Genomic DNA, 22,866 nt, shown 5'->3' with positions numbered 1-22,866 from the left:
GTTCAGGCGTCCCTTGGCAGGCCTTTTTCCACTATCCGGATCAGGCGCCCCGTCTTGCGGGCGGGAATAGGCGCTGTGTCGTTGGCGCTGAGTTTTTCTGCCTGCTGCGCCAGTGCCCACTCTATGTGTTCTGCGACCAGTTCTGAGGCATCTGTCAGTCGCTCCTGCAAGGCGGCAACTATGGTTTCACTGCCGGGGGCATTGCCCAGTGCCACCGCAATATTGCGCAGCCAGCGTTCATGGCCTATGCGACGAATGGCGCTGCCTTCGGTGTTTTTCAAAAACTCGGTCTCGCTCCAGGCAAACAGCTCCAGCAGTTTGGGTTGCTTCAATTGTGGCCTTAGATGAAAGTCAGTCTCTGCGGTCAAAGGCGCGGCGCGGTTGATGGGGCATACCAGCTGGCAGTCATCACAGCCGTAGATGCGATTGCCGAGCAGTGGCCGAAACTCCAGTGGAATGCTGCCGGCCAGTTCTATGGTGAGGTAGGAGATACAGCGGCGCCCATCGACTACATAAGGCTCGACTATGGCGCCGGTTGGGCAACTTGTGATGCAGGCAACGCAGGTGTTGCAGCCTTCGGCTGTGGCGACATCCATGGGCAGCGGCAGGTTCACCAGCAGCTCTCCGAGGAAAAACCAACTGCCGGCCTCATGGTTGAGGATCAGTGAGTGTTTACCTGTCCAGCCGATCCCGGCCTTTTCTGCCAGCGGCCGTTCCAGAATGGGAGCCGAGTCGACGAAGGGCCGAAAGCCACTGCCTTCAAGTTGCAGGGCTTTGAGCGCTTCATCTATGCGCTCGCCCAACTTTTTCAAGCGATTACGCATCAGCTTGTGATAGTCGCGGCCGCCGGCATAACGGGAGATATAGCCAAGGTTAGGGTCTTTGAGATTGAGGGCAAACCCGGCTTGTGGCGGTAAGTAGTCCATCCGTACTGAGATAACTCTCAAAGTGCCGGGATGCAGCTCGGCCGGGCGGGCCCGCATCATACCGTGGCTGGCCATATAGCCCATCTCACCGTGATAGCCCTTATCGAGCCAGGCCTGTAGCCTGGGCTCTTCGCGGCTGAGATCTGTATCCGTTATTCCCACTTGAGCAAAACCCAGCTCTTTGCCCCAGGCTTTTATGTCGCGGGCAAGCTTGCCAAGCATACCGGGATCAAATTGTGGTTGAGGAGCTGACATGAACAGAGGCTGACCGGGGAAAAGCCATGATTATATCAGTAAAGCAGAATTGCTCACAGTTGCCGTAAACTGCGATTTCGACTGTTGTCGGTGCTATGCTTGAAGAAATTGAGGGGGGGAGAGTATATGCCGGGAATCGAAACCTTGCTCAGGGGCTGCGTGATAGTGTTCTGTTGTAGCTTTGCCAACTTGGCTTTGGCCGGTAACGAGCCTACTGAGGCCGAGCCGCCCGCACTCAGGCTGCTGACCGAAACCTGGCCTCCCATGAGCTATGAGCGCCATGGTCGCGTTGATGGTTATGCGGTGGCCCTGGTGAGGGCCTTGCACCATCAGGTGGCTGCCTCTGACAAAGAGCCTGTGATAGAAGTATTGCCTTGGGCCAGGGCGATGAATATCGCAAACCAGGAGCCTAACGTCTTGCTGTTTGCCACTTCCATTAATGAACAGCGGCGGCAGGAATTTGATTTTGTTGGCCCGATTGCCGAAACCCGCATTCAGCTCTATGCCCGCATGGATGATGATTTTACCCCGGCAGACCTGTCACAGGCGGTAGCGGCGGGTAATATTGCCCTTTACCGCAACTCCCCGGCGCAGATCTTGTTGAAGTCCGTTCCGGATGAGCAGTTGCTGATCTCAGGTTTTCCTCAGTATTCGGCCAGGCAGTTGTTGCATAAGCGGGTGCGTTATTGGTGTCAGGCGGATATCGCGGTTCAGGGCGTCTTGCGGCAATTGGGCCAAACACCGGCGGCGGTGCGCCCCGTATTGGAACTGGCGCACTTGCGCCTCTATTTGGCGTTCTCCGGCGGTACGGCTCCTGAACGGGTCGAAGCCTGGCACAAGGCGCTATTGGCATTGCAGAAAACGGGCGAATTTGACGCGCTCTATCAAAAGTGGTTTGGTGCCGAGCCCTCTTTACGTCAGGCGGAAGTGCTCTGGCGCGTTCAATGATCTGCAATAACCACTGTGCTCATTCAGGCGGTTTCGACCCGGTTACGACCTCGTTTCTTGGCGCAATAGAGGGCATCATCGGCCTGTTTCAACAGCTCGGAGAACTGCAGTTCCTCACCCAGAGTCGCTACCCCGGCACTTATAGTCACTCTGGGCTCACCGACTAGCCCTTCCGGGCGTGATTCGGCTATGGTTTGGCGCAGACGCTCGGCGATTTTCAGGCACTCTTCATGGGCTGTTTCCGGCAACAACAGCAGAAACTCTTCACCGCCAATCCGCCCCAGCAGATCTTGTTCGCGGATAAGGGTTTGGCTCAGGCTTGCCAGATGTTGTAAGACCTTATCGCCACCATCGTGACCAAACTGATCATTGATATCCTTGAAGTTATCGGCATCAAACAACACAAGTGAAAAAGGCGTGCCGCTATCTCGCGCCTGATTGAACATAGCTTCACCCTTGTGATAGGTATAACGCCGGTTCGCCAATTGGGTGAGGTGATCCGTATGGGCTATCTTCTGGAATTTGCGTGATTTACTGGTCTGCTTAAAGGCCATCACCGCAGTGATTATGATAATGATGCTGGCCAGAACCAGCACAGCCAACTGCAACAGACGGTTTTGCTGCAGTATTTGCACCTCTTGCTCTTTCAGGCGTTCGCTTTCCAGCAGGCGTTGGTTTTCTTTTGCCATGCGATCGGCATTGAAGCGGGTACGCATCTCTGTGGTGCGGTAAGATTGCAGTTTGTTATCCAGTTCGTGGTGCAGGGCGATATACAGCCTGAGCACTTTGAGCGATTCCTGCCATAGCCCCTGGGCGGCAAATACTTCACTCTTAAGCAGGTAGAGTTCGGCCAAGCCGCGATCATTGTTGATATTCCTGAAACTTTTTTCGGCCTTGATCAAGGGCGCCATCGCCTGTTCAGCCTGGCCTTGGCGCAACAGTACATCGGCGCTGTAGAGTTGCATAAAGCTGTAGAAGCCACCCATCTGCTCAGTCACAAATGGCCTGGCACGCTCCAGCGCCTGTTTGGCGTCTTCGACTCTGCCGAGCTTCAACAGGGAGCCGGCCATATTGACCGAGACTCCCGCGGCTTCCACCGTGACTCCTTGCTGCTTGAGATAGTCGTATGACTGTTGGAACTTGGCCACGGCGCCTTCAAAATCACCCAGTTCTTCGAGAGCGATGGCCATTTCGCCATTGATAATATAGGCCTGCTCTTCGTGACCACTTTGGCGATAGGCCTGCTCCAGTTGGCGGTAATAGTTGAGCGCACTTTGTGGATCGCCGAAACGGCGGAAACTGGTGGCGAGGTCGGCCAGGTTATACAGACCCCAATAATCCAGCTTGAGCTTTTCATAAAGTTGTTGAGCGGTCAGCAGATCTTCCAGCGCCATGGCAAAATTGCCCTGAAAGGAATACATGGCTCCGCGCAGACTGCGGGCATCGGCGATCAGGCGATGATCTTCGAGTTGATAGGCCTGCTGCAGGGCTTGGTCATAGTCGGCTTTGGCCTGTTCCATATTGCCTTTGAGTTGAGAGTACCAGCCATGGCAAAGGCGAAAGTCGGTTAAGGCTTCAGGGTAGGCTTGGTTTTCAGCCGCTTGTGCTTGATTGACGGCATAGTCTATGGCTGCATCTATGTTGGCGTTGTCGTTGGCATCAAAGCTCCAGCAGCGGGCGCGCCTGAGCCTGGCCTGTCTGTCCAGATCGTCCTTTGCCAGCAATTGGGCTATCTGATCCAGAGTTTGTTCTACTTCGGCAACATTGTTGACCTGCCCATCTTCCAGCTGTTTGAACAGCTGATCAGCCTTGGGATTATCCAGTGCCAAGGCGTGGGGAACCATGCCTGCCAGAAGCAGCACTGCAATGGCTGATTTCAGAAAGTATGACTTCACGCTGACCGATAGACAGATGTTTAGATAATGTTATTAAGCATACGCACCAGGGCTCAGGCTGACCAGTAATAAATCGTTAAATTTGCAGGTAAGTAGAGCTGCATCAATCGCTTGCCGGTAAGGGATGAATTCGGTTACCGACTTGTTTTCGCCGTATTTGCTCCCCGGTTCCTTGATACCAACTTCAGATGGATTGCCCTTGATTGCCGGTGCTATACTCGCCGCCAATCGCTTTTAGACGGAAAAAACCATGACTCAAGTTGATGCTCAATACCGGCAGCAGGCGCGAAGCGCCGCCATCAATATCTGCTCCCAGGTACTGCCTATGGATAAGTTGCCCACGGCGCTGAAAGAAGCCTATGATAATCTGTTTGAAGAATTGCTGGATGATAAGCAGTCCGAGTTCAAACAGGCTTGGGATAAGTTGCCGCCAAGTGCCGCCAAGTTGCTGCCGAGAGCCGATTTTCACGGCTTTTTTATCGCGTCGGCCTGGTTGCAACTGAGTTTGATGGCCCAGGATATCGCCCAGTTGGCGGATACCGACGAGGCCATTGCCGAGAAGGAATACGGTGGCATGTTTGAGCGTATTTCACAGTCGGCGCTTAAGGAGAGTGTACGCAAGTTGAAAAAGGCCCGTACTGACAGGCGTTTACTCAACAGTATCCGAGATGTGATAGCCAATGGCTGAATAAAAAACCGGCATAAAGCCGGTTTTTTATGGGCACGGACGCTCTTAGAAGGAAGTACGTTTGTAGCGGCGATACTCAGGCTGCCAGAAATTGCTTTCTATGGCCTGCAACAGCAGCTCGTCGGAAGTCGGCAAAGCGTGACCCTGTTCGATGGCGACCTTGCCGACGGCAAAGGCGATGTGCTTGCTGACCTTCTGGATCTCTTCCAGCTTAGGCAGCAGAGAACCACTGCCGTTGAGTGCCAGCGGCGAGCATTCCGCCAGTGCGCGGCTGGAGGCCATCAGCATCTCATCGGAGACCCGCTTGGCACCACTGGCCAATACTCCAAGGCCTATGCCGGGGAAGATATAGCTGTTGTTGCACTGGGCGATTTCATAGGTCTGATTGTCTATGACCACAGGCTCAAAGGGACTGCCGGTGGCAACCAGTGCCTGGCCATTGGTCCAATGCAGAATATCCTTGGGCGTGGCTTCAACCCGGCTGGTGGGGTTGGACAGCGGGAACACTATCGGTCTTGGGCAGTGGCTGTGCATGGCGCGGATGATCTCCTCGCTGAACAGCCCTGGGGCGCCGGAAACCCCGATAAGCACAGTCGGCTTGCCGTTGTTGACCACATCCAGCAATGAGATGTTGTCACCGAAGTTGCTCCATTGCTGCAGCTCTTCGCTCTTTTGCGCCAGTTTCTGTTGGAATGGTAACAGGTTGGGCATATTGTCCTGCAACAGTCCCCAGCGATCGACCATAAATACCTGGCGTCTGGCCTGCTCATCACTGATCCCTTCGGAAACCATCTGCGCAATAATCGCTTCGGCGATGCCACAGCCTGCGCTGCCGGCGCCGAGGAAGGCAACTCTTTGCTGGCTCAACTGAGTGCCGGCGGCCTTACAGGCGGCGAGCAGTGAGCCAACTGTGATGGCGGCGGTTCCCTGAATGTCATCATTGAAACAGCAGTATTTATCCTTGTAACGCTCCAGCAGCGGCATGGCGTTTTTCTGGGCGAAGTCTTCAAACTGGATCAAGGCATCGGGCCAGCGGCGATGAACCGCCTGCATAAAGGCTTCAATAAATTCCAGATATTCTTCACCGCCTATGCGCTGGTGTCGCCAACCCATATACATGGGATCTTCCAGCAGATGCGGGTTATCTGTTCCCACATCCAGGGTAATGGGCAGAGTGTAAGCCGGGCTGATGCCGCCGCAACTGGTGTAGAGCGACAGCTTTCCAATCGGGATCCCCATGCCGCCGATCCCCTGATCGCCCAGCCCCAATATACGCTCACCGTCGGTAACCACTATCACCTTCACCTTGTGACGGGTGGAGTTGTTGAGGATGTCGTCGATGCGATCCTTGTTCGGATAGGAGATAAACAGGCCGCGGTTACGGCGGTAGTCTTTGGAGAAGCGTTCACAGGCCAACCCGACGGTTGGGGTGTAGATGATAGGCATCATCTCTGTGATGTGGTTCTGAACCAGACGATAGAAGAGGGTCTCGTTGGTATCCTGGATGTTGCGCAGATAGATATGCTTGTCCAGATCATTGCTGAAGTTCTTGAACTGATCGTAGGCACGTGAGGCCTGCTCTTCGATCGTTTCAATCACGTAGGGCACCAGGCCTTCGAGGTTGAAGAAAATACGCTCTTCCTCGGTAAATGCACTACCTTTGTTGATCAACGGCGCTTCGAGAATAGCCGGACCGGCAAAAGGCAGATATAAGGGGCGTTTATTATCGTCCATGGCTAACCTTTTATGTTCTTTGCTTGTGGATGACGGGCTGTGATCTAAATCCGCATAGGTTACCACGAAATGTGATCTTTGTTGCCTGTAGGCGAGGGCTTGAGCAAAAATTTTGTTTAAAACGCGGCAAACCGGGGTGGTCTGAGCCTAAAGGGGGCACAACACAAAACAAAGAACCAGGCGGATGCCTGGTTCCAAAGGAGATATCAGCCGTTGCTTGTTGGTTTACTTGCCGCGGTATTTAAGTGACAAGCCCTTGATAAAGTTACGCATCAACTGATCACCACAGTAGCGGTAATGCTTGTGTTCAGGATTGCGGAACAGGGCGCTCAGCTCAGCCTTGCCGATGCGGAAGTTGGCCAGTTCAAGAATGGCAATAATATCTTCTTCTTTCAGTTCCAAGGCGATTCTGAGTTTCTTGAAGATGATGTTGTTGTTCAGGCTGGGTAGCGGCTGCGGAATGCCACTGCCAGGACGCAGGCCGCGTTTGTCGATGATCACGGCATCGAGAAATTGGCACAGGGTGCGATCGTCACAGGGACGGAACCCTTCTTCATCTTCTTTCTTGAGTAGGCCGGCCAGCTCAGCTTCACTCATTTCACGCTTCATTTTGGCGTAGAGACGCAATACCTTGGAGTCGTTGAAATTAAAGACAAAGCGCAAGCGGCGCAGAATATCGTTGTTGGTCATGAATGTCCCTGGGCCGGTTTGACTCCCGGCTTAGTTTTAACACTGTCTGGCGATTGACTTAGGTGCGTTAGGCGCGGAGGCTCCGCAATATTGCGGCATTATACCTAAAAGCCGGGCAGATTTGCCGCTTTTTCCAGTGGACAGTTCGCGGCCGTTTCGCGCACCGCTTGTCGCAGCTTGTCGTGAAGGGCGAACACCCGGCCTATATCTTTGAGTGACCAAGAGGTGTTTTCCAGCACCACCAGATTGAAGCCCGAGTCCGGATAATAAATCGCAGTGCTGATATAACCCGCTATGTAACCACTGTGGCTGAACTCCAGGGGCAACTCAGGGCTCAGTTGTATTCCGGCGGCATAATTCAACTCGCCCCAACGATGGGGGCGTTTGCCTCTCGGCGCCAGCAACTGCAGATAGCCGCCACGGCTAAGTAGTTGCCCCTGATGCAGGGCCTGCTGAAAGTCGGCAAAGGCGGAGGCGGAACCAATAAGGGCGCCGCTGGCCAGTAGCTTATCTGTGAGGGTCAACTGCTCGGCCACACTTTCAAAGCCGCTGTCAGTCTCGGTTCTTCCTATCGCCAGATTGGGTAACTGTTCCTGAATACTTTCAATACTGCCGGTGCGGGCCTTGAGCTCAAGCCCCTCGGCATCAAAGAAGCGCTGCAGCAATTGGGTACTGCTGCTGCCTTCACGCTTGAGGATCTCGGCCAGCAGCCAATAATTGTCATTGCTGTATTTAAAATCGCTGCCAGGGGTGAACAGCAAGGCTTGTCCTTGGATGCCTATGCCGGATGTGTGGCTCAGCAACATGGCAACTGTGATGGCCGGATCCAGTTCGGCCTCTTTGCCAAGCAGGGCAGCGGCGCTGTCATTGAGCTTGAAATCGCCTCTTTCTATCGCCCGCATCACCAAGACGGCAAACACTTGCTTTGACAGTGAACCCAGCACAAATTGGCTATCAGAGGTGATGGGTTTGCCCTGGCTTTCTCCGGCCGCATGGCTCAGCAGTGTCTTTTTACCTTGCCTCAACTCGATTACGCCGCTGAAGGGCAGGGGGTTTTGCTTGATTATCAGCTGCAGCTGTCGTGTCAGCTCTTGGCTGTGGCAGACAGATGGTGCCGAACCCTTGCCCGGTGCCGGCTTTTGTTCGGATCTCGGCGCAGCGCTTAGGCTAAGAGTGAATCCCAGCAGGCAGGCCATGCTCATGCCTTTGACTGTTGATGAGAGTTTTAGTCCTAAAAAGCGCGGCTGGGCCAGCGGTGAGGAGTTCATGCAACTTCCTTATTTGATGTAGGAATACCAATAGATAAACAGCAGCGCAAAGCCAAACAGGTAACCGAGTCCCAGCCAGCCCCAGAGTTGCATGCCTCTGCCGTAACGGGCCTCAGTCGGCAGGGTTTTGGAACTCATCAGCCGTAGATTCAACCAGGCAAAAATACAGGTGGTCATAAAGGCCTGGATCATCACCAATTCCAACAGTGATAGCAAGGCACCCTTGAAGAACAGGATCAGCAGCAAGGCCAGCAGCGACATAACCAGCATGATCCCAGCCAGGCGTTTACCGCTGGGGCGGCGCTCAAGCAGCAGGCGCCAACCGGCATCCAGGGTGCGGCTGTAACCATCGAGCACAGTGACAGTGGTGGAGAAAATACACAGCAGCGCCACCAAGGCGATAAGCATACGGCTCCACTCCCCGAGCACGCTGGCGTAGAGAGAGATCAACTGCCCGGCAAACTGGGCTCCCGAGTCGGCAAAGGAGGCTCCCGAGCCATGCATGACACCGGCCCCCAGGCTGAGAAACACCAGTGCCAGCAGGGCGGTGAGCCAATAGCCGATATCGAAATCCAACCTGGCCTGGGCAGCGCTCAGAGCGGCTTGCTGTTGATTGATGCGCTGTTTCTCCAGCAGCCACAGTGAGTTCCAGGCGCTGACTTCAATCGGTGCCGGCATCCAGCCCATCATGGCGATCAAAAAACCAAGATAGGCCCATTGCCAGGGAGAGGGGGAGACGAAGTCTTTATCCAGCACAGACTCCACCCCCAGCATCATGGCAGCGGCTGTCAGAGTGCCCAGGGTCAACAGCGCCATCACAACTTTGGTCATGCGATCAAGCAGGCTATAGCGCCCAAGCAACAACAGCAGCAAACTGGTGCAGAGCACGATAAAAGACAGAATATCTATGCCGAGCGGCACAAACTGAGTCAGCATGGCGGCACTCAGCATGCTGACCCCGGCGGTGCTGGCAATGGCAGCAACAAGATTGAGCAGACTGAACAGCCACAGATAGCCTTTTCCTTGCCTGAGATAGCCCTCAAGCAGACTCTCGCCGGCCGCCGCCGTGTATCTGGCTCCGGCGGCAAAGAAGGGATATTTGAGCAGATTGACCAGCACCACCAGCCAGGCCAACTGCCAGCCAAATTCGGCGCCGGCGCGGGTTGAAGCCACCAGATGCGAGGCGCCTATGGCCGCTGCGGCCACCAGTACGCCCGGGCCCATGGCGGCCATTAGGTGCCTAAGGTGAGTGAAAGAAAAACCTTTGCGATTCAGCATGGTGTCATTCATGGCGCGCTCTTTTCCCGGGCCAGTAAGGATTCGATATTGACCAGTGAGGAGCGGATCTCCCTGAGTAACATCAGTTGCTCATGGTTGCTGTCATGTCCATTCGAGCTTGGCTCCTTGTGATCCAAACGCTCTTTTTGTGCCAGCACAGCGGCGCGAAATCCGTCAGCATCGACTATGCCAACCAGGCTTATCAGGGCGTCATTGCCGGATTGTCCGGCGGTTTCCACCTTGAGTTTCTTCAGACCGAACAGGCGCATCAGTGGCCCCTTAATAAGCGCCATGTCGGTGATTTTATCCAAGGGCACAGTATTTTCGGTGCGGGTCAGCAGGCCGCGGCGCACCACTAGCTTACGTTCGGTCAGCTCGGCGCTCATGTTGGCGATATAGCGGCGTGTGCCCCATAAGCCAATGGGCAGCCATAGCAGCAACAAGGGAATGCCGATAATACTGAGGTAGAGAGTGAACACACCAGACATCAACCAATAGAGTCCGAGATTATCGGCAAAGCGGGCCTGAAGCAGTGGCGCGGCGGCTGTGGACATGACGACTTCCTATATCAGTAAAATCAAATTTACCCCAGTTAGAGGCATTGACTTTAGATATTAAAGAGTTAAGTTGAATTGGTAAATGTTATAAAAATATGACAACACGGAAGTTTGTAGTCGTGGTTGTTTTTCCAAAAAACAACTGAAGAAATTAGGGATGATTATGAACAGACCTCACCTCACCCTGAGTGCCTGCGCCGTGGCACTTGCCTTGACCTCTGCCGGTGAATCCTTCGCGGCCGAGGAGTCTGTGGAGCGCATCGAAGTCACAGGCTCGCGGATCAAACGTACCGATATGGAAGGCCCATCGCCCATTCAATCCATAGGCAAAGAAGATATTGCCAACATGGGTTACGACAACCTGCAGCAGTTGCTGGAAAGGATGCCGGCGGCCGGGGCCGGCACTTTCTCCACCCGCGGCAACAGCCAGGACTCTACCGCCAACGGTGCCGCCGCCATCAGCCTGCGTGGCATGGGGCCGGATGCGACCCTGGTGCTGATCAATGGTCGCCGGGTTTCCATCAGTGCCTTTGCCGAAGGGGTCAGCAATTCTTTTGTCGATATCAACAGCATTCCCGTATCGGCCATTGAGCGGATAGATATACTCAAGGACGGCGCCTCGGCCATCTATGGCTCGGATGCCATCGCCGGGGTGGTCAACATAGTGCTGAGGAAAAACATCGAAGGCATTGAAGTCAATCTCGGCTATGGCGCCACAGATGGCCCCAATTACAACGAAAAGACCGCCAGTCTGGTGTGGGGCACCATGAGTGACAAGGGCAGCGCGTCTGTGATCCTGGATTATTTCAGCAACTCGACCCTGAGTGCCGATGAGATGGGGCAGTTTGGTACCGCCAATCAGTCGCCCTGGGGCGGGGAGGATTTCCGTTCTTCCCGGGGTTTTCCGGGGTATTTCTATGTCAATGGCGTCAAGACCATAGATCCGGCTTGTCCGGCCGATTCCGCCACATCGAGCGGCAGCTGCCTGTTCGATTATGGCCCCTATAACTTGGTGATCCCCGAGGCCGAGCGCATAGGCGCCATAGGTCAGTTTGAGTATCACCTGAGTGACTCCCTGACCGCCTTTTTGGAGTTGGCGGCTCAGCACAATACCTCCAAGGCCGGTGGTGCCGCCACACCGCTGGATGAAACTGCAGGTTTGACGGTTCCCGGTTCACATCCCAACAATCCTTTTGGTCAGGACATTGACATAGGCCGCTTCCGCACAGTGGATGCCGGTCCCCGCCGCTGGGATATCGAGTCCGACAGCTTGAGATTGGTGGCCGGTCTGCGCGGCAGCTTCAAGGAGTGGGACTGGGAAGTCTCGGCCCAAAAGGGGCGCAGTGAGTCGACCCAGACAGGGGATCGCAGCCAGGGCTGGGTGCGGGTGGACTATCTGCAGGAGCAAATCAATCTCGGCAACTACAACCCCTTTGGCGGCACCATCAACTCACCCGAAGTGATAGATGCCATTACCACCAGTCTGGTGCGTCAGGGCAAGTCACATATTACCGCTTATGATGCCAGCATTTCGGGGCATGCCTTTACCCTGGCAGACAGGGATATCATGCTGGCTGCCGGGATGGAATATCGAGAAGAGGATGTTAGCGATGTGCCCGATGAGCAGTTCCAGCGCGGGCTTATCTTCGGGACTGAAGCGGTTTCCGCCGCGGCCGAGCGCGATCAGTATGCCGCCTACCTGGAGTTTTCCATTCCGGTGACCGACAGCTTCGAGCTGCAACTGGCGGGGCGCTACGATCACTACAGCGATTTTGGCTCCACCACCAATCCCAAGGTGGCGTTCCATTGGGGCATGACAGAAGACTTGAGCATGCGCGCCTCCTGGGCCCAGGGGTTCCGGGCGCCATCGCTGGCCCAGATAGGCCTGGGCCCTTCGGAAAAGAGTAACTTCTTTAAAGATACCTATGCCTGCGCCGCTCAGGGTATCTCAGAGGCCGACTGTGAGGTGCTGGATTACAACACGGTATTTGCCGGTAACCCGGATCTGGACGCCGAGGAGTCGGAAACCTGGAACATAGGCATGATCTGGGCGCCGAGCCAGAAGTTCGATATCGGCTTCGATATTTGGAACATCACCCAGGACAACAAGATAGACGAGCAGCCTCTGGGCGATATCTATGCCGCCAACTGTAATGATCAAAACAGTGCTATCTGTGTGCGTCTGCCCCCCGCCGGTGGCGAGCCGCTCGGGGTGCTTGATGTGATTCACTCAAGCTTTGTTAACTTAAGCTCCCAGGAGGCTCAGGGCCTGGATATCTCGGCTCACTACGGCTTGGAACTGGACAACTATGGCGATCTCAAGTTTGGTCTTGAGTGGAGCTATCTGGACAAGTTTGAAAAGGACGGCCTGGATTATACCGGCGAGTATGAGTATCCCCAGTACCGCTGGCTGGCCAGCACTAACTGGACCATGGGCGACTTTGCCGCCAACCTCAATGTCAGCTACATAGGCGAATTTGAGGATACGCCGGACATCAACTTCGACGGCGCCCTCGACTTTACCGAGAACAAGTCACGTATGGTGGATGCCCAGTTCCTGGTGGACTTGCAGGCTTCCTACCGTTTCAACGAGATGTTCAAGTGGACGCTCGGGGTCAATAACCTGTTGGATGAAGAGCCGCCGTTTGCCATAGGCGATGGCGATGCGGATCTCTATGGCTATGTGATGTCTGTGCACAACCCCAGAGGCCGTTTCATCTACACCAAGGTCAGTCTTAACTTCTGAGGCAGGCACCCGGCCCTTGATGGCAAACTGGCAAGGGTCGGATGCTGGAGAGTTGAGATAAGAGGTGATACATAAGAGCCGAGAAATAAGGACAGAGTGACAAGCTTGAGGCAGTGGGAGTATCTTGTTGTTGACCTTATCATCATGGCGCCTGCGGGCGCCTTTTCTGCCACCATACCTGCGTTAGCCATTGCTTATGGCGACAGGGCAATTTAAGGAAAGTAATATGATTCGACTCTATGGCACGCCGCGAAGCCGGGCGCTGCGGGTTTCCTGGTTGTTGGAAGAGCTGGAACTGCCCTGGGAGTTTCACTTTGTTGATATGGCCAAGCAGCAGAATCGCACTCCTGAGTTCCTGGCGCTTAATCCCTGCGGCAAAATCCCCGTGCTCGAGGATGACGGTCTGGTATTGACCGAATCGGCGGCCATTATGCTCTATCTGGCCGAGCGTTACGGTGAGGGGCGTCTGTTGCCCAAGCCAGGCACGGCAGCCTCCGGGCATCATCATCAATGGTTGAGCTTTGTGATAACCGAGTTGGAGCAGCCGTTATGGACCATGGGCAAGCACAGGTTTGCCTTGCCGGAGGAGCAGCGGGTGGCGGCGATTCAAGCCACGGCCGTATGGGAGTTCAACAAGGCCGCGGCCATTGCCGAGCAGTGGTTGCCAGATAGCCCATTTTTGCTCGGTGATGAATTGACTGTGGCCGATATACTGCTGGCCCATACCCTGAACTGGGCCACCATTTTTGAGCAGCAGATCCCGCCAAAACTGGCGGCTTACCGAGACAGGCTTAACCTGCGTCCGGCAATGAAAAAGGCGCTGGACAAAGCCAGCGCCAATTTAACTGATTAATTCAAACTCTGGTTTCAAAGCCGCGGTATTTCAGGGCCGTGATATTTCAGAGCTGCGCGGCCGCCCACTTGGCGCGGCTTTCGCGGCTCTCACCCAACCCGCCTTGCTGCTCTCTGAAGGCCTTGTAGGATTCCACATCCAATGGCACCAGGCTGATATCCACTTCCAGCACCAGTTTGCACTCTTTCTTGATCCGCCAGGCAGCGGTGTTGTACAGCTCAGTGAGTGGCAACGAGCTTAAAAACTCAGGGTTGTACTGGGTGTAAATCGCCTGGGTGGGATAAACCACAAAGGCCAAACGGCGCTTGGGTTCTTTCTTGAACATGGCCTCGATACCGTCACAGGTGTTCAGCACCTGCATCTCGATAATATCATCGATTTCCAGCAGTTTTTTCTGGGCCAGTTCGCTTACCTGCGCCTCGCCCGTTTCCCAGGAGAGCAACTCGGCTTCATCGACTTTCAGCAACTCGGCGGCCTGGGCGGTACCCAAGCCAAGAGATTGGCGCAGGCACTGAAACTCGATGGCGTTGAGCGGATATTGTTTGGACATAATGCTTCCTGTTTTTTCTGTTTGTCTGATGGCGGGGCGCCTTGGGCGTGCCTGCTTGTGTCAGCTTTGCAGCCAGACGTCTTCGACCCATTGCCAGAATGACTCCCAGCAATCTTCTTCATCCAGGCCGTCCTGGTTCCAGAAGTAGACCACACCTTCCTGATCTATGCAGTAAAAGTCATCGCCGGTTTGGCAAATGGCAATCAGATCTCTGGGCATTCCCAGCGACCAGGCATAGGAGGTCACTTCCGGCAGATAGGTGTGGGACTGGGGATCGGCAGCGGTCACCGGCTCCAGGCTGCCATAGATAACATCACTGGCATGCAGCAGATACTCTTTCAGCTCCGAAGGCAGAGGGATGAGTATCTGCTCTTCGATATCCACCAGATCGTCAAAGCCGGGCAGATCCAGCGGTACGGGAACCTGCTCTGACAGTTCCTGCAGTTGCTCTATGATTTCATGCATGATTTTACGCTTTGGCCGAGGGTCAATGCGCTGGAGTATAGCGGCTTGTTGGCCGCTGACAAGCTTTGTCAGGCGACTATGGTATTTTCTATACCAAGAGTCTGGGTTTGTTGGCGTTTATAACCCAACCAGGCCTTGTGGTACAGCTTGTGTGATTCCTGGCGCAGCTTCTGGATCCGGGCCAGTTCCAGCTCGCTCAAAGGCCTTTGCTCGCGGGCAGCCTTGCGTTCCATCGCCTGCACCTCTTCATAGACTTGGTGCTCGGCGCCGTTTTTGATGGCGGCAATCTCCCTTAAGTGCAACTGGACTTCGGCAATCAGGCCACTTTTCGGCAGCTGCAGCAGCAGGTTGATATCCCGATAACCTGAGGCCTTGGGCTGGGCAAACCTGTCTTTGACCTGTAGCACATTGGCCTGTTTATTCAGGGTGTCAAAGGCCAGCTGCAGGTCATCAAGGTTGTCGGCTATCAGGGTGGCTCGCACCAGATCTGTCAGGGCGGCGGGGTCGTTATTCAGCTTGTGCGCCACCTTGGCTTCGGCCCGTTGACGCTCTTTCACTTTGGCAAGGAGCAGCTCAGTCTCGCTCTGATTGGCTATCTGTGACAGGAGACTGTGCAATTCATTTTGTGCCAAAGGTGCCTGCTTATAGAGGGCATTGAGGCTGGAAACGGGCTGCCTTGGGGCGCTGAAGCTTTGTTTCTTGAGGGCATTGAATGGGATGGCCGAGTTTTGGCGCAGGCTGTAACTGCTGTCTTCTCTCAGTTCAGCTTCATATTCTGAAGGCTGAGCGTAGGCGGTGCGCGCCGAAAGCAATAACAGGAAAACCAGGAAAGTGCGGAATAATCGGGTCATGGGGCCTCGCATCCAGAATGACTTCTAAGTGGCTTTGACTCCAATGTAGCACTTGGCTCTGAACCCTTGCTGAACCTCAAATGAAACTTTATTCATCTAAAAACAAAGGCGCCTTGAGGCGCCTTTGTTGGCAAGCGTAAAATTACCAGATTTTCACGCGCTGGGCCGGTTCAATATACATGCCGTCACCTGGCTTCACGTCAAATGTGCTGTAGAACTGCGGCATATTGGACAGTGAACCTATGGCGCGGAACTTGGCCGGTGAATGAGGATCTGTGGCCACTCGGTTGCGCATGGCTTCCTCTTTGATCTTGGCGCGCCAGATTTGAGCGAAGCCGAGGAAGAAGCGTTCATCACCGCTCAGACCATCGATTACCGGAGCCTCTTTGCCCGCCAAGGATTTTTTGTAGGCCTTGTAGGCTATGGTGACACCAGAGAGATCGCCGATGTTTTCACCCAGGGTCAGACTGCCGTTAACGTGCAGGTCGTCAAACACATAGTAGCCGTCATACTGGGCGATTAGCGCCTTACCGCGGGCGGCAAACTCTTTCAGATCCTGCTCGGTCCACCAGTCGCGCATATTGCCTTCGCCGTCGAACTTGGCACCCTGATCGTCAAAGCCGTGCCCCATCTCATGGCCGATAACCGCACCTATACCACCATAGTTGACGGCATCGTCGGCAGCCATATTAAAGAAAGGTGGCTGCAAGATGGCGGCCGGGAACACGATTTCGTTCATGGTCGGGTTGTAGTAGGCGTTGACGGTTTGTGGCGTCATGTGCCATTCGCCCTTGTCTATGGGGCTGCCCAACTTGGCCAGTTGCTTCTGATGTTCCATTTCACCGGCGCGGATCTCGTTACCGACCAGGTCGTCAGCCTTGATAGTCAGCTTGCTGTAGTCTTCCCACTTGTCGGGATAGCCGATTTTCGGGTTGAACTTGGCCAGTTTTTCCTTGGCGGCGACTTTGGTGTCTGCGCCCATCCACTCAAGTTCATCTATGCTGTCGGCGTAGGCACCGCGCAGGTTTTCCACCAGATGCTCCATCCGCTCCTTGGCTTCAGGGGCGAAGTGGCGCTTGACGTATACTTTACCCACGACTTCACCCAGCAGGCTGTTGACCTTGGCTACACCGCGCTTCCAACGAGGTTCCTGTTCTTGCTGGCCGTTGAGTGTCTTGGCGAAGAACTCGAAGTTTTCTTTATCCAGCGGCTCGCTCAGATCTGAGGCGAAGTGGGTCAACAGCTGCCAGCGCATATATGTCTTCCAGGTCGCCAGATCTGTGTCTTTGACTATCTGGTTCAGGCCTTCGATAAAGCTGGGCTGATTGATGATGATATCGGCTTGCTTGTCGGCGCCAAGCGCAGTCAGGTAGGCGTTCCAGTCGATATCCGGCGCCAGTGTTGACAGTTCTTTGACCTCAAATTTGTTGTAGGTCTTGGTGCTGTCACGGCTTTCAACCACATCCCAATGCTTGGCGGCGATGGCGGTTTCCAGCTTCATGATGGCTTCGGCGCTTTGCTGTGGCTCGGCGAAACCGGCCAGGGTGAACATCTTGGCGATATGCTCAACAAAGGCCTTGCGAATGTTGACGAAACGCTCACCTTCGTTGAAGTAATAGTCTTTCTCTGGCAGGCTCAGGCCGTATTGCCAGATATGGGTGGCATAGCGGCTAGAGTCCTTGGCATCGACATCGATATAGAAGGCCATGGGCGTGCCGCCACCGAGAATTTGGCTCTTGCCGAAGTAGGCCGCCAGAGCTTGCTTGTCTTTGATGGCATCTATGATTGCCAGCTCACTCTCCAGTGGCTTGATCCCCAGCTGGTTGAGCGTATCGCTGTCCATAAAGGAGCGGTAAAGGTCGGCCACTTTTTGCTCGTCACTGCCGGGCTTGAGATCTTTGCTCTGCGCCACCTCTTCAATAATGGCTTTGACATCGTCACGGGATTTTTCCCTGAGATCATAGAAAGCGCCTGTGCTGGTGCGATCTGCCGGGATCTCTGTGTTCTTGATCCAGCCGCCGTTGACATAGGTATAGAAGTCATCCTGAGGACGAACAGACTTGTCAAAGTTGGCAAACTCAATTCCCGAGCCCAGAGCTTGGCTGACGGCGGCGGCAGTTGCGGTTTTGGCGACTTCCGGCTGTTTGGCTGTTTCAGCCTGGGTCTCAGCCGTTTTGTCATTACAGGCAGATAGGCCTGCGATGAGTGAGGCACACAATCCCCCAATGAGTACTTTTCTCATGCTGTTTCCTTTTCTTTGTTCTTTGCTGTCCCGCGAGGGGGCATTTTTATCAGATTGGCTGCACACCCGTTTGTTCGGGAAAACCGCAGTGATGCCTATGTTAAGGCTAGTGCGGGAATGTAAACAAGTCCCGCAGCGGCGACAGCGAGCCTCTGCGGCGCGGGAGTTGTAAGCAAAGGTTACAGGCGCTTATTTGAGTGAGCGTTTGACCCTCGCTGGATTTCCGGCCACCAAGGTGCCGGCGGGTACATCCTTGGTGACCACGCTGCCTGCTGCGACGACAGCCTCGTCACCTATGTGCACGCCTGGCAATATGATGGCGCCACCCCCGATCCAGACCCGCTCACCTATATGTATGGCGCGGGCGGTTTCCAACCCGGCAATGCGGGGAGTTGCCTCCAGCGGGTGGGTTGCCGTATAGCACTGCACATTGGGGCCCAGCATGCTGTTGGCGCCGATTGTGATGGGGGCATTGTCCTGCAAAGTGGCGTTGGTATTGATAAATACTCCGGATGCCAGTTGCAGATTGATGCCATAACTGACAAAGAATGGCGTGCAGATCATGGCATTCGGTGCCAGATTGGGCAGTAGTCCTGGAGGAATATGGCCATCGGGATCCAGATTGGCTTTGCGGTTTAGCCCTTGCTGTTTGGCACGAAAACGCAGCAGTTCAGGATCCACACAGCAATATTCCTCGCCGCTGATCATCTTGTGATAAATTTTCGCCAAGGCCGGGTTGTCGGTTTCAGTCAAGGAGTTATTGGCGGCTTGAGAGTCTTGAATATCGGTCTGCATATTAGGCTAGATGGCCTTATCGTGAGGCGGATATCCCGAGTCTGCAGCCGGTGTAGCTGGTACGCAAGCAAGTCTTTGCCCTTTAGTCCGTCAGGCTCCATAATGGCGCGCAATTGACACGGCATAAACTCAAGAGGTTGGATAGCCAAGTGCGTTTAGATAAATTTATCTGTGAGTCTACAGAGCTGACCCGTTCCATGGCCAAGAAGGCGCTGCACCGCGGTGAAATCAGTGTCGATGGTGAAATCGTCAAGGACTCCAGCTTCAAGGTGCGTGATGGCATGAGAGTGTGTTTCGATGGTGAACCTATCAGCTTGATAGGCAACAGATATCTGATGTTACATAAGCCGGTCGATACCATCTGCTCAACCGTGGATGAAGTCTATCCTTCGGTCATCAGTCTACTGGAGATAGAAAAGCCCGAGAGCCTGCACATTGCCGGGCGCCTGGATGCCGATACCACAGGTCTGGTGTTGATTACCGACGATGGCCAGTGGTCACACAAGCTAACCTCTCCCAAGAAGGAATGCGGCAAACGCTACCGGGTGTGGCTGGCCACCCCTGTTACTGAAGACTTGATCCCGCAATTTGCCGCCGGCCTGGCGCTGCACCGGGAAGAGGGGCTGACCCGGCCAGCGCAGCTGCAGCTGATTAGCCCGACCGAAGTCTTGTTGACCATTACCGAAGGCAAATATCATCAGGTGAAACGTATGTTTGCCGCTGTGGGCAACAAAGTGGAAGCCCTGCATCGTGAGTCAATCGGCGCCATAGAGCTGGATAGTGAACTGGAACCCGGTGAGTGGCGTTATCTGACCGAAGCCGAGATAGCCTCGGTAGGCTGAAGAAAAGGCACCAAGGCCAGCTGGAGGCCTTGGTGCGATACAGCTGATTATTGCTGCAGTTTAATCCGGCCACTGATGGTGTTGATACTGACATCGGCCTGGCCGGAACCGCTTTGGAACTGCAGCGATTCAGCCTTGGTGTACTTGGCTTTTTTCGGTGAGTCCTGAGTCAGTTGGTTGTCAATCTTGCCGCCTGGGCCACCGCTGATATCAAAGGCGGCATTCGGCAGTTTGGCAAACTTGAGTTCAATATCGCCACTGACGCTATCGACATTGGCATTGCCGGCCAGGCTCTGCATGGCAATACTCAAGTCGCCACTGACGGTTCTGGCCTTGAGTGACTCGGGAGCCTTCAGGGTCAACTGACTCTTGCCCGAGACCTGATCCAGCTCCACTTCAATGGCATCACTCTCGGCGTTCAGTTTGCCGCTCACCAGGCGATAACTCACCTTGCCCAGACTCTGTTTATCCTCAATGTCGCCGGAAACGGTTTCCAGATACAGTTCACCCTGGTTCCTCTGGGTGAGGATACTGCCGGAAACCGTTGTCAGTTGCAGATTGCCTTTGAGATCCTGGCCCTTGATATCGCCACTGACATTGGCCGAGCTGATCTCACCCTCCAATCCTTGAAGGTCATAATCGGCGGAAACGCCTTTAAGCTTCATATTGACTGTGGCGGGCAGAAAGATCTCCAGCTTTGAGCCGTCTTTGTCCCGGCTGTTATAGCTCTTTGGCAGCTTGTCTTCGATAACAAAGCTGCCGCCCTGCTGACCAAACACCAGGCCTTCACTGAGCTCATCCAGCTTGCCCTTGATGGCGACTTCAGCCTTGTCCCAACTGCGGATCTTCACCTCACCCCGTTGGATCTTGATATTCAATTTAGCTCCGGACTCCAGCGCCGCGCTTTGATCGACCTTCTCGGCCGCCTGCAATACCGGGCTCAGCAGCAGGGCTGAGGAGAGTAGGGTTAGTGATATCTTGTTCATATGCTGATTCCTTGTTGGTCGAGTTGAGTGGGCAGTTGTTCACCCCGGGTGAGCAGCTCTATCTCCCTTTGCTGTACCCAAAGCCAGAGTTGCCAAAGTTGTTGATCGGTCGGGTCTTGTTTTAGTGCCTGGAATATCTGCGTTGCGGCTTCCCTGAGTTCATCTATGCCGCGACTGAGCGGCGTGGTCATGCTGACTTTTTGCCATTGGCCGAAATTGACACTGGCTTCCAGTTGTTTCACCTGTTGTTGGTGTTGATACTGCAACTGCTCCAGCATGGCCAGCATCTGTGGGTCGACGCGGCTTTGGGTTTGCTGCAATCCCTGATAGCCGAGCAGGGACACCAACAGCAGGCTGCAGGCGATGGCCAGATTGCGCCAGCCGTTGCTGGATTTTGCGGCCTTGGGTGGCTGAGATTGTTCCAGCCTGGCGGCGATTTCAGGCCAGAGGTCGCGCTCGGGTGTTTTTTCCCGTGGCAGTTGTTCTATCAGTTGTTCCAATGTTGGCTGCTTGTTCATGACAACATCTCCTGAAGCAAGTTTCTTGCCCTGTGGTACTGCGCCTTGCTGGTGCCGGTACTTGTGCCCATCATGGCGGCTATCTCTTCATGGCTGTAGCCCTCAATGGCAAACAGCACAAACACGACTCTGGCCCGCTCGGGTAACTTGAGGATCTTACGCTCCAACACAGAGGTTTCCTCCGTGTGGGTTGTGGTCGACTCTTCTGTGTCTGCCTCTGTGGTCACAGGCAGAAATCTGGCCCAGAAGCTGCGCTGTTTCTTCAAACTACTCAATGCCTGATTGACGCTCAGGCTGTGCAGCCAGGTACTGAATTTGCTTTCACCGCGGAATTGGTCCAGCTTCTCCCAGGCACGGATAAAGCAGTCCTGGGTCATCTCTTCTGCCAGTGGCACCTGGCCGGCCAGGTGCAAACACAGTGCATAGACTCTGCCATGGTGCAGACGGTAGAGCTCGGCGAAGGCAAGCTTGTCCCCCAAACGGGCACGCTGCACCAGCGGGAAGTCCACTTCTTGCTGGTATCTGGTTTCTGTCAGCTGCGGGCTGGCATTCACTGGGCTGTCCTTAATGGTTTGGGCGAGTCATGGTAATTGGATAGTTTGACCCGCTTAAAAGGTTTAAAAAAGAATTAAAAAAATCCTCCAGTATTTTGCTTACTGAAGTATTCTATTTAAAAGTCATTGTTAATCAATCTATTAGGTTTTATTGTTAACTGTCAATTATCGGCTGTTTTCTACGCTTTATTCTGTTGCAGTTATTTGGCCGAGTCCAATGACCGGGAGCGGGCAGATTCAAGTGTTATCGCCTGGATACAGGGTGCGATACACCAGATTGGCGGCCGATAAATCTCCCAAGGCGCTGCCAACACTCTTGAACAGGGTGATTTCCTCGCGGTTTTGTCTGCCGCTGTGTTCTGCGCGGCAAAGCTCGGCCAGCTCGGCGCTAACCTGCTCTAGTTGGAATACGCCTTCAGCCTTGGGGAGCAGCAGTTCTCCGGCCTCGGCAAACACATTGCTGCGGTTATCGACAAAGACCTGAGATCTGAGCACCAACTCGGTATCGCACTCCCGCGCATCCTGATGATGATTGCCTACCAGATCGACATGGGTGCCGGATGTTACCCAGTTGCCATCAAACAGAGGCACGGGGCTGCCGGTGGCGCAGCTGATGATATCGGCGTTGGCAACATCCCGCTCTATCTCCTCGCAAAAACTGAGTCGGATATCCGGGCGTTTAGCGCCTATCAGTTCCATTACTCTGGCAGCCTTATCCCGGCTGCGGCCCCGGATAGCGATTTCGGTTATCGGTCTGACGGCGGCATGAGCCAGTGCCATATAGCTTGCCAGATTACCAGTGCCGAACAGCAGCAGGTGACTGGCATCTTCCCGTGCCAGTGAGGCAGCGGCCAAGGCCGAGACGGCCGCTGTACGCCAGTAGGTAATGCTGGTGCCATCAAGTAAAGCCAAGGGTTCACCTGTTTCCCGGCTGAATAACAGTATCTGCGAGTAGAGGCTCTTGAGCTCGGCGTTGCGACTGGGGTTTTCCGGAAAGTAACTGAATGCCTTGACGGCAATTGCCGAATCATCCCAAGCCGGTAGTACGGCGAAGGCATCCTTGCTGCTCTTGTCCAGCGGGTAAAGATTTCGCTTGGGAAGATCGGGGGCGTTGGCAAAGCTATGTTTGAGGGCGGTTATCAGGGATGGGAAATCCAACACCTGTTGGATTTGCTCTGCTGGAATTATTTTCATGGTGTTGCGCTTCCTTGTGTGCATTTTAAAT

Annotated in this window: 21 protein-coding genes; 5 read left to right on the top strand and 16 right to left on the bottom strand. The window is 54.5% G+C overall.

Translation table 11 applies throughout. The annotated features are described in order from the left end of the window. Positions 1-2: 2 nt before the first annotated feature. On the bottom strand, positions 3-1,181 hold the full coding sequence (gene queG, locus N512_RS0115295) for a tRNA epoxyqueuosine(34) reductase QueG (protein WP_028780894.1): 1,179 nt from the start codon (positions 1,179-1,181) through the stop codon (positions 3-5). Between the two features lie 126 nt (positions 1,182-1,307). On the opposite strand from queG, the gene N512_RS0115290 reads away from it, so the two are divergent. Then, positions 1,308-2,129: a substrate-binding periplasmic protein gene (locus N512_RS0115290; protein ID WP_081737186.1), complete on the top strand. Its 822-nt coding sequence runs from the start codon at positions 1,308-1,310 to the stop codon at positions 2,127-2,129. A gap of 23 nt (positions 2,130-2,152) precedes the next feature. On the opposite strand, the gene N512_RS0115285 is transcribed toward N512_RS0115290, so the two are convergent. Continuing rightward, complete coding sequence (locus tag N512_RS0115285) at positions 2,153-4,024, bottom strand: tetratricopeptide repeat-containing diguanylate cyclase (RefSeq protein WP_197021462.1); 1,872 nt, start codon at positions 4,022-4,024, stop codon at positions 2,153-2,155. Between the two features lie 250 nt (positions 4,025-4,274). Between N512_RS0115285 and N512_RS0115280 the strand changes: the two genes are divergently transcribed. Continuing rightward, positions 4,275-4,712: a DUF3069 domain-containing protein gene (locus tag N512_RS0115280; protein ID WP_025009044.1), complete on the top strand. Its 438-nt coding sequence runs from the start codon at positions 4,275-4,277 to the stop codon at positions 4,710-4,712. 45 nt (positions 4,713-4,757) lie between these two features. Here N512_RS0115280 and N512_RS0115275 read toward each other — a convergent pair whose 3' ends face one another. The 5 genes from N512_RS0115275 to N512_RS0115250 all read right to left on the bottom strand — a co-directional run bounded on the left by N512_RS0115275 (position 4,758) and on the right by N512_RS0115250 (position 10,236). Beyond that, positions 4,758-6,446 carry an NAD-dependent malic enzyme gene (locus N512_RS0115275; RefSeq protein ID WP_028780891.1) on the bottom strand — a complete coding sequence of 563 codons (1,689 nt, stop codon included), beginning with the start codon at positions 6,444-6,446 and terminating at the stop codon, positions 4,758-4,760. Between the two features lie 225 nt (positions 6,447-6,671). Beyond that, positions 6,672-7,136, bottom strand: coding sequence for a DUF1456 family protein (locus N512_RS0115270; RefSeq protein ID WP_025009045.1), 465 nt, complete (start codon positions 7,134-7,136; stop codon positions 6,672-6,674). Positions 7,137-7,240: 104 nt separating this feature from the next. Further along, positions 7,241-8,404 carry a serine hydrolase domain-containing protein gene (locus N512_RS0115265; protein WP_081737185.1) on the bottom strand — a complete coding sequence of 388 codons (1,164 nt, stop codon included), beginning with the start codon at positions 8,402-8,404 and terminating at the stop codon, positions 7,241-7,243. Positions 8,405-8,413: 9 nt separating this feature from the next. Further along, positions 8,414-9,682, bottom strand: a complete 1,269-nt coding sequence (locus tag N512_RS0115255) for an Nramp family divalent metal transporter (RefSeq protein ID WP_156029240.1) — start codon at positions 9,680-9,682, stop codon at positions 8,414-8,416. A gap of 8 nt (positions 9,683-9,690) precedes the next feature. Then, positions 9,691-10,236 carry a PH domain-containing protein gene (locus N512_RS0115250; RefSeq protein ID WP_028780888.1) on the bottom strand — a complete coding sequence of 182 codons (546 nt, stop codon included), beginning with the start codon at positions 10,234-10,236 and terminating at the stop codon, positions 9,691-9,693. Between the two features lie 166 nt (positions 10,237-10,402). Between N512_RS0115250 and N512_RS0115245 the strand changes: the two genes are divergently transcribed. Further along, positions 10,403-12,985, top strand: coding sequence for a TonB-dependent receptor (locus N512_RS0115245; protein WP_028780887.1), 2,583 nt, complete (start codon positions 10,403-10,405; stop codon positions 12,983-12,985). A 226-nt stretch (positions 12,986-13,211) separates the two neighbouring features. Next, complete coding sequence (locus N512_RS0115240) at positions 13,212-13,838, top strand: glutathione S-transferase family protein (RefSeq protein ID WP_028780886.1); 627 nt, start codon at positions 13,212-13,214, stop codon at positions 13,836-13,838. 46 nt (positions 13,839-13,884) lie between these two features. Here the strand turns inward: N512_RS0115240 and N512_RS0115235 are convergent, their stop codons facing one another. From N512_RS0115235 to N512_RS0115215, 5 genes are all read right to left on the bottom strand, one after another. Beyond that, positions 13,885-14,388, bottom strand: coding sequence for a DUF4447 family protein (locus N512_RS0115235; protein WP_025888809.1), 504 nt, complete (start codon positions 14,386-14,388; stop codon positions 13,885-13,887). 60 nt (positions 14,389-14,448) lie between these two features. Beyond that, positions 14,449-14,853, bottom strand: coding sequence for an SMI1/KNR4 family protein (locus tag N512_RS0115230; protein WP_028780885.1), 405 nt, complete (start codon positions 14,851-14,853; stop codon positions 14,449-14,451). 68 nt (positions 14,854-14,921) lie between these two features. Further along, positions 14,922-15,704, bottom strand: coding sequence for a RelA/SpoT domain-containing protein (locus N512_RS0115225; RefSeq protein WP_028780884.1), 783 nt, complete (start codon positions 15,702-15,704; stop codon positions 14,922-14,924). 142 nt (positions 15,705-15,846) lie between these two features. Then, positions 15,847-17,946 carry a M13 family metallopeptidase gene (locus tag N512_RS0115220; RefSeq protein WP_028780883.1) on the bottom strand — a complete coding sequence of 700 codons (2,100 nt, stop codon included), beginning with the start codon at positions 17,944-17,946 and terminating at the stop codon, positions 15,847-15,849. A 189-nt stretch (positions 17,947-18,135) separates the two neighbouring features. Further along, positions 18,136-18,654 carry a sugar O-acetyltransferase gene (locus N512_RS0115215; protein ID WP_037475245.1) on the bottom strand — a complete coding sequence of 173 codons (519 nt, stop codon included), beginning with the start codon at positions 18,652-18,654 and terminating at the stop codon, positions 18,136-18,138. Between the two features lie 236 nt (positions 18,655-18,890). Between N512_RS0115215 and rsuA the strand changes: the two genes are divergently transcribed. Further along, positions 18,891-19,583, top strand: coding sequence for a 16S rRNA pseudouridine(516) synthase RsuA (rsuA, locus tag N512_RS0115210; RefSeq protein WP_025888802.1), 693 nt, complete (start codon positions 18,891-18,893; stop codon positions 19,581-19,583). Between the two features lie 47 nt (positions 19,584-19,630). On the opposite strand, the gene N512_RS0115205 is transcribed toward rsuA, so the two are convergent. The 4 genes from N512_RS0115205 to N512_RS0115190 form a co-directional block, all read right to left on the bottom strand. Further along, positions 19,631-20,569 carry a DUF4097 family beta strand repeat-containing protein gene (locus N512_RS0115205; RefSeq protein ID WP_028780881.1) on the bottom strand — a complete coding sequence of 313 codons (939 nt, stop codon included), beginning with the start codon at positions 20,567-20,569 and terminating at the stop codon, positions 19,631-19,633. Then, positions 20,566-21,087 carry a hypothetical protein gene (locus tag N512_RS0115200; protein ID WP_025009055.1) on the bottom strand — a complete coding sequence of 174 codons (522 nt, stop codon included), beginning with the start codon at positions 21,085-21,087 and terminating at the stop codon, positions 20,566-20,568. The genes N512_RS0115205 and N512_RS0115200 overlap by 4 nt, the downstream gene beginning before the upstream one ends. Then, positions 21,084-21,641 carry an RNA polymerase sigma factor gene (locus N512_RS0115195; RefSeq protein ID WP_371873330.1) on the bottom strand — a complete coding sequence of 186 codons (558 nt, stop codon included), beginning with the start codon at positions 21,639-21,641 and terminating at the stop codon, positions 21,084-21,086. The genes N512_RS0115200 and N512_RS0115195 overlap by 4 nt, the downstream gene beginning before the upstream one ends. 237 nt (positions 21,642-21,878) lie before the next feature. Continuing rightward, positions 21,879-22,835 carry an ornithine cyclodeaminase family protein gene (locus N512_RS0115190; protein WP_028780879.1) on the bottom strand — a complete coding sequence of 319 codons (957 nt, stop codon included), beginning with the start codon at positions 22,833-22,835 and terminating at the stop codon, positions 21,879-21,881. Between the last annotated feature and the right edge of the window lie 31 nt (positions 22,836-22,866).

The sequence above is a fragment of the Shewanella sp. 38A_GOM-205m genome, assembly GCF_000518445.1.
GTDB classification, from domain to species: Bacteria; Pseudomonadota; Gammaproteobacteria; order Enterobacterales; family Shewanellaceae; genus Shewanella; species Shewanella algae.
This window is presented reverse-complemented; position numbering and strand designations above follow the sequence as displayed.